Here is a 1,264-nt window from a genome sequence, read left to right as displayed (position 1 = left end):
CAAGCAGCTCTTTCGGGACCTTCGGTAACTCTCGAAGCGGTTTCTTTCTGGTTGGCATACATGCACCTCTTACTCATGGTATGCCCGAACACAAAATTTCTGACACCCTCGCCTGTGAAGGTACCGCTGCCCGCCTTGGTGCATGTCTTGAGTCAGGCGAGGCGCCAGTGGTGCCCACCTCAATATCGAGTCGAACCAACAAGGCGTACAGCGATGAAACAACAGGAGTAACTGGCCCGAAACAGATGTGGGAGCTGGCTTGCCAGCGATGCGCCGCGCGGGCGGCGCTCGATCTGCTAGGCGCTGCAAGGCTTTCGGCGAACACCTGCCGGCCATTACCGCCTTGTGTGGGAGCGGGTTTACCCGCGAAGGGCCGCAGAGCGGCCCCGGGGATCTTCAATCCCCGACCCCATGCAACCGCAACGCCCGCTGCGCACATTCCTTCCAGCTCAGCTTGCGCTTTGCAGCCACGGCCAAAGGCACTTCCGCCGCCATCACTACCGGCATATCCCGCATCCGTACCCAAGGCTCACTCTGCCAATACAACAGACTCGCCATTTGCCCGCCCGGCCAGCACATCCTGCCCAGGCGCGGCAGGTCGTCCAGCGCCGAGTCCTGCCCATCGCGCAGCACCGCCACCACCTCATGGGTCAGCCAGTGTCGCAGGTGGCGGTTTTCCGGAATGTGATGATGGGCCAGCAGGGTATAGGCCCCGGACTCGCTGACCATGGTGGTCTCGCTGTACTGGCCGTAGCGCAGCAGCTGCACGGTGCGATGCTGGTCCGGGTCGAGTTTGCGGATGCAGTGTTCGTCGAAGAAGCGCCCGGTCATCCGGCCGAGTTCGTGGGCGCAGAACCAGGCTTGGGATTCGAGCCAGAGGGTATGGAGGGGGCGGTTGTGGCGGGTGAAGAGGGTGGAGGAGTAGTGGTTGTCCATGACTGGCCTTCCAGAATCAGGAGAGCCGTTTCTAACGGGACGGGATTCCGCTGCGTGAGTGTTCTTAGCGCTTGGAGAAACTAGCGTGATTTGCTGGTGGTAAAAAGTGGCAAATCTGTAGGGCATTTCTTGATTTGATATCAGATGGTTGATGGGCATTTGAGAGCTATTGCGTGATGGCCACCAAGTGCCCGCCGAAAGCCTTTTGGCGCCTATGAGATCGAGCGCCGCCCGCGCGGCGCATCGCTGGCAAGCCAGCTCCCACATTTGTTTCGGGCCAATTATGCCTGTGAAGGTACCGCTGCCCGCCTTGGTGCATGTCTTGAGT

The 1,264-nt window shown here is 60.3% G+C and carries 1 protein-coding gene; it reads right to left on the bottom strand.

From position 1 onward, the window contains the following. Positions 1–396: 396 nt before the first annotated feature. Positions 397–936: a Bro-N domain-containing protein gene (locus ABE459_RS25980; RefSeq protein ID WP_323834004.1), complete on the bottom strand. Its 540-nt coding sequence runs from the start codon at positions 934–936 to the stop codon at positions 397–399. Positions 937–1,264: the final 328 nt, after the last annotated feature.

Origin of the sequence: Pseudomonas sp. TWI923 (genome assembly GCF_039673365.1) — a bacterium.
GTDB lineage: Bacteria > Pseudomonadota > Gammaproteobacteria > Pseudomonadales > Pseudomonadaceae > Aquipseudomonas > Aquipseudomonas sichuanensis.
Note: the sequence above shows the minus strand (reverse complement) of the source record. Positions and strands in the feature narration are given on the sequence as shown.

What these genes read in the sequence shown, in the direction of transcription:
- ABE459_RS25980 (WP_323834004.1), bottom strand. Translation starts at nt 936, where the DNA reads ATGGACAACCACTACTCCTCCACCCTCTTCACCCGCCACAACCGCCCC.